Here is a 5,833-nt window from a genome sequence, read left to right as displayed (position 1 = left end):
AATTGTTTTTTATTAGAATTATAAAGTTAAGTAAGGAGAAAAAAATGTTAGACGGAAGAATAATGGGACTTGATGTAGGCGATAAAACTATAGGAGTTGCAGTTAGTGACTTAATGGGACTTACAGCACAAGGAGTTAAAACTGTAAAAAGAATAGGAAAGAAAAAAGATATAGAAGCATTAAAAGAAATAATAAAAGAAAGACAAGTTAACAAAATAGTTTCAGGTCTTCCTAAAAATATGAATGGGACTTTAGGACCACAAGGAGAAAAAGTTATAAAATTCTGTGAATTATTAGAAGAAGAAACAGGCATAAAAATAGAATACTGGGATGAAAGATTATCAACAGTAGCAGCTGAAAGAACGCTTATACAAGGTAATGTAAGAAGAGAAAATAGAAAAGGCGTAATAGATATGGTAGCTGCTGTAATAATATTACAAGGTTATTTAGACAGACAAAGAAATTTCTAAAATATCTATAAAATTATACTTTTATGATATATAATATAATTAACAAATAAAACAGAGGTGAAGGTCATGCAAGAAAATATAATAAACTTAATAGATGAAAATGGTGTAGAAAGTCAATTTGAAATAATATTAACATTAGAAGCAGAAGGAAAAGAATATGCAATACTAATGCCAGTAGAGGAAGAAGAAGCTGAAGAAGCATTAGTATTTAGAATAGACCAAGATGAACAAGGTGAAATATTAGTTCCATTAGAAGATGACAAAGAATATGAAATAGTTGTTGATGTATACAATACATTAATGGAAGAAGAAGGATTAAACTTCGACGAAGAATAATTAATAAAAAGGACTTCTCAAATTAAATTTTGAGAAGTCTTTTTTTGTGTAAATTTATTCTATTTAGGGGAAAATATTAAAAATTTGATTAGGAAGGAGTAAATAAAGTGAAAAAAAGAGGATTAATTTTATTTTTATTATTAATAATTACTTTTATACCGATATCTAATGTCTATGGATTAAGTAAAATTAAGGTTGAGCAACCGCAAATGATAGAAAATATTCTTTTAATAGGGTTAGATGGAAGTAATGATAATATTCCTAAAAGGTCTGATACTATGATTATATTAACTATAGATAAGTTGAATAAATCTTTAAAACTTACGTCTTTAGCTAGGGATACTTTAGTTAAAATTCCAGGTCATGGAGAAGAAAAGTTAACTCATGCATATGCATATGGAAAAGAAGAATTATTAATGCAAACTATAAATGAAAATTTTAATTTAAATATAAAAGATTATGCAACAGTAAATTTTAAATCATTTATAGATATAGTGGATATAATAGGAGGAGTAGATATTAATATTAATGAAAAGGAAATAAGACATTTAAATGAAGTTATAAAAGCATGTTATAATGTCAATCATACAGATATTAATAATATTGAATATATAAGTAGTAGCGGAAATAATAATCTAAATGGATATCAAGCATTAGCTTATGCTAGGATAAGAAAATTAGATACAATATATAAAAGAGATGAAAGACAAAGAATAATATTAACGAATATAGCACATAAATTATCACATGTTTCTATAACTAAATATCCATATATAGCAAAAAGTATATTAAAACATGTAAGAGTTAATATGGACTTTAATAAAATAATTAAATTAGCATTTACTTCTCATGAATTAGCAAGTTATGATATAAAACAATTAGAATTTCCGGTATCAGAGTATAGAGAAGATGGAGTAACTGATAAAAATGGAAAATATGTAGTTGAGTGGGATAAAGATAAAAATATAAATTTACTACATAAGTTTATATATAGCAATTAATGGGTATAACAATAAATATTGACAAGATGTTTATTATCAATTACAATATTTAATAAAGATTATCAATTGAAAATAAAGGTGATTAGTATGAATACTATGGATATATTAAAAGAAAAATTAAGAGAAACTGGATTTAAAATAACGCCTCAAAGAAGAGCAGTAATAGATACATTATTAAAACATAACAAAGAACATCTAAGTAGTGAGCAAATATATGATTTAGTTAGGGTAGATTGTCCAGAAATAGGACTAGCTACAGTTTATAGAACAATGCAATTATTAGATGAAATAGGTGTAATATCAAAACTTAACTTAGATGATGGATGTATAAGATATGAAATTAGTTTAAATAAAGATGAATGTCATAACCATCATCATTTAATATGTAAAAACTGCTCGAGGATAATAGAAGTTCAAGAAGATTTATTAGAAAGTATAGAACAGAGTATACAAGAAAGATATAAATTTGAAATATTAGATCATGACGTTAAATTCTATGGAATATGTGAAAACTGCAAAAACTAATATAAAAATATAAGTCTCMTTACAGAGACTTATATTTTTATTGTAGTAAAAATTATAGAACCTATTAATATAACGACGATTAAAATTTCTAAAATATTATTAAAAAAGCTCCCAACTCTAAAATATCCTAAAGAATACTTCTTGTCACTAAGAGGATAAAATAAAGGAATACCTGATTTTGTGAATAAATCACCTAAAAATAAATGACTTGCATATCCTATAGTTCCAAAAAATGATAAATTCGATATATTATATATTATCTCTATTTGTTTAAGTAAAAAATAAATTATAATAGCTGCAAATATACTATGAGAAAAGCTTCTATGCTTAAGCCATGGAAAAGAAGCTAATATTAAGAAAAATATAACGAAGTATATTTTAACCTTTATAAAAAATAAACATAGAGATAAAAGTACAAGCGTTAAAGATAAAAGAATTTTTCTAAGTAATGTATGATTAAGCTTAGATTCTAATACCATTATTGATATAAATGTTACAATTGAACTTAATAAAAAATTATTATTTAGTTTTAATGATATAAAAAATATAGCAAAGTTAATTATGTATATGACTATTTTTAGTATAAATTTTGAAGTATCTTGCTTTAAAAGTACATTAGAAATTGTGGAGTTAGATTCATCTAAGTCAGGAAGTATTGAAAAAATAGCAGCCAACACAAGATTAAATATAGTAATAGGAACTTTAAATAATATACAGGCTTGAATAGTACTCAAAATGCCTATTGTACAATGGGTTTTACCACGCATATATCCTCCTAAAAATATAATATATTTTGAGAATAGCAAAATAAATTTACTTTGTCAAAATAATACATTAAATGTATTTTAAATATTACTTAAATTATATATGAAATTATGGTACAATGATAATAACTGGTAAAGAGTACGTGATTTGATATTATTAAAAAAGTAGAACGTGTTTGAAAACTAAATAGACAGAAGGAGATGATGCGATTGTTTAGAAAAAATACAAATAAAATAAAAGTCATGGCATTAGGTGGACTTAATGAAATAGGCAAAAATATGACTGCTATTGAGTATAAAGATGAAATAATTGTAATAGATGCTGGAATGAGCTTTCCAGATGAAGAAATGTTAGGAGTCGATGTAGTTATTCCTGATATAAGTTATTTAATAAAAAATAAAGATAAAGTAAAAGGAATCTTTATTACACACGGACATGAAGACCATATAGGAGCAATTCCATATATATTAAAGAAAATAAATGTACCAATATATGGAGCTAAACTTAGTATAGGTCTTATACAAGTAAAACTAAAAGAACATAAAATAAATAATGCTAAACTTAATGTAGTATCTCCAAAAGATATTATAAAACTTTCTCATATGGAAGTAGAGTTTATAAAGAATAATCATAGTATACCAGATGCATGTTCTATTGCTGTTCATACAGATCAGGGAATAATATATCATACAGGAGACTTTAAAATAGATTTAACTCCAATTGATGGAGAAGTTATGGACATACACAGAATATGTGAATTAAGTAAAAAGGGAGTTCTTTTATTATTAGCAGAAAGTACTAATGTTGAAGATCCAGGTTATACAATGTCGGAAAGAACAGTAGGGGCAGGATTAGAGGATTTATTTAGAAAAGCATCAAGTAATAGAATAATAGTTGCAACATTTGCATCTAATATATACAGATTACAACAAATAATAAATACATCGGAGAAATTTAACAGAAAAGTTGCTATATCTGGAAGATCTATGGTAAATGTGATTGCTGTAGCTACTGAATTAGGGCATTTAAATATTCCTGAAAATATGTTAGTAGATTTAAATGATATATCTAAATATGAAGATAGTGAAGTTGTAATAATAACTACAGGATCGCAAGGTGAGCCGATGTCAGCTTTAGCTAGAATAGCTAGGGCTGAACATAAGAAAATAGAAATAAAAAGAGGCGATTTAGTAATAATATCAGCTCACACAATACCAGGGAATGAGAAATTAATATCAAAAGTTATAAATAGTTTGTTTGAAAAAGGTGCTGAAGTTATATATGATCAATCTGATATACACGTATCAGGACATGCAAAACAAGAAGAATTAAAGCTTATCCATAGACTAGTTAAGCCTAAGTTCTTTATGCCAGTTCATGGTGAGTATAGAATGCTTAAGATACATGCAGAATTAGCAGAAGAATTAGGTATGCCTAGCCAAAATATATTTATAAATAAAACAGGAGATGTTTTAGAACTTGATAGAAATTCAGCTAAAGTTACAGGAACTATACCAACAGGAGATGTATTAGTTGATGGATTAGGTGTTGGAGATGTAGGGAATATAGTATTAAGAGATAGAAAGCATTTATCTGAAGATGGACTTATGATAGTTGTTGTTACAATATCTAAAGAAGATGGAAAAGTCTTAGCAGGTCCAGATATTATATCAAGAGGATTTGTATATGTAAGAGAATCAGAAGATTTAATGGATGGAGCTAAAGAAGTAATAAAAAATGTATTAAAAGATTGTGAAGATAGAAATATTAAAGAGTGGGCTTATTTAAAGAATAATATAAAAGAAAATTTAAAAGAATATCTTTATCAAAGAACAAAGAGAAATCCTATGATACTTCCTATAATAATGGAGGTATAATTATGAAAGATTGAATATAATTTATTATATTCAATCTTTTTTTATAGGAGGAAGTTATGGCGATATATGAAACAGCTACTAAGTTAGCTAATGAAATAAAGAATAGCAAGGAATATATACAGTTTAAAAAATATATGAAAGAAATAAAAAATGACCCAGATAGTGAAAAATTACTTGCTGAGTATAAATTAAGCCAAGCTAAAGTTCAAAACTTTATTATAAGTAATCCAAAGGATAAGAAAAAAAGTTTATCTAAATTTGAATCACTTCAAAGAAAGGTTATTAATAACAAAAAAGTTAATAAATATTTAAATAGTGAACAACAGTTTACAAATATGATGAATAATATAAATCATATATTAGCACAAGCAGTAGAGGATGATTATAAATAAATTATTTTGTAGGCATAATATAATAAATATAAAAGTAAAAGAGGTATAGATTATGAGAGTTATAGTAATGAAGGTAAGCTTAAGAGCAGATTGGTGTCATTCACTTAAGGAAAAAAGAATGGTAGTTAAAAGTGTAGTTAGTAAACTTCAAAATAAATTTAATATATCTGTATGTGAAATAGATAATCAAGATATACATAACTTGATAACTATAGGAATTGTAGGTATAGGTATAGATTCAAAAGTTTGTGATTCAATTATAGATAATATAATTAATTATATTGAAGATATTACTGATGCAGAAATTATAAATATAGAACAAGAAGTAAATTTACATTAAAAAAAGCTGAGTTAAATTTGTATACTAAATTTAACTCAGCTTTTTATATTTGGCTATGTTTTAAATGAGTGTTGAAAAAATAATATAATATAATTAACTTCACAATTGTTATATAATGCGAATAAAT

The 5,833-nt window shown here is 25.4% G+C and carries 8 protein-coding genes; 7 read left to right on the top strand and 1 reads right to left on the bottom strand.

Going from position 1 to position 5,833, the window contains the following annotated elements; translation table 11 throughout:
* Positions 1-44: 44 nt before the first annotated feature.
* From ruvX to G3997_RS07400, 4 genes are all read left to right on the top strand, one after another.
* Entirely contained in the window at positions 45-470 is a 426-nt protein-coding gene (gene ruvX, locus G3997_RS07415; protein WP_296645001.1) for a Holliday junction resolvase RuvX, read from the top strand.
* A gap of 66 nt (positions 471-536) precedes the next feature.
* Complete coding sequence (locus tag G3997_RS07410) at positions 537-806, top strand: DUF1292 domain-containing protein (protein WP_071119749.1); 270 nt, start codon at positions 537-539, stop codon at positions 804-806.
* 107 nt (positions 807-913) lie between these two features.
* Positions 914-1,807 (top strand): LCP family protein, encoded by an 894-nt coding sequence (locus G3997_RS07405; RefSeq protein WP_296644996.1) that lies wholly within the window; start codon positions 914-916, stop codon positions 1,805-1,807.
* An 87-nt stretch (positions 1,808-1,894) separates the two neighbouring features.
* Positions 1,895-2,332, top strand: a complete 438-nt coding sequence (locus G3997_RS07400; protein WP_296644994.1) for a Fur family transcriptional regulator — start codon at positions 1,895-1,897, stop codon at positions 2,330-2,332.
* A gap of 29 nt (positions 2,333-2,361) precedes the next feature.
* On the opposite strand, the gene G3997_RS07395 is transcribed toward G3997_RS07400, so the two are convergent.
* Positions 2,362-3,099 carry a metal-dependent hydrolase gene (locus G3997_RS07395; RefSeq protein ID WP_296644992.1) on the bottom strand — a complete coding sequence of 246 codons (738 nt, stop codon included), beginning with the start codon at positions 3,097-3,099 and terminating at the stop codon, positions 2,362-2,364.
* Between the two features lie 201 nt (positions 3,100-3,300).
* On the opposite strand from G3997_RS07395, the gene G3997_RS07390 reads away from it, so the two are divergent.
* Genes G3997_RS07390 through G3997_RS07380 form a run of 3 tightly spaced genes read left to right on the top strand, consistent with a single transcriptional unit; the run spans position 3,301 to position 5,706 of the window.
* Positions 3,301-4,974 carry a ribonuclease J gene (locus G3997_RS07390; RefSeq protein WP_296644990.1) on the top strand — a complete coding sequence of 558 codons (1,674 nt, stop codon included), beginning with the start codon at positions 3,301-3,303 and terminating at the stop codon, positions 4,972-4,974.
* Between the two features lie 56 nt (positions 4,975-5,030).
* Entirely contained in the window at positions 5,031-5,366 is a 336-nt protein-coding gene (locus G3997_RS07385) for a YlbF family regulator (protein WP_296644988.1), read from the top strand.
* A gap of 52 nt (positions 5,367-5,418) precedes the next feature.
* Positions 5,419-5,706, top strand: a complete 288-nt coding sequence (locus tag G3997_RS07380) for a DUF503 domain-containing protein (protein WP_296644985.1) — start codon at positions 5,419-5,421, stop codon at positions 5,704-5,706.
* The last annotated feature ends 127 nt before the right edge of the window (positions 5,707-5,833 follow it).

Origin of the sequence: Romboutsia sp. 13368 (genome assembly GCF_018336475.1) — a bacterium.
Taxonomy (GTDB): domain Bacteria; phylum Bacillota; class Clostridia; order Peptostreptococcales; family Peptostreptococcaceae; genus Romboutsia.
Note: the sequence above shows the minus strand (reverse complement) of the source record. Positions and strands in the feature narration are given on the sequence as shown.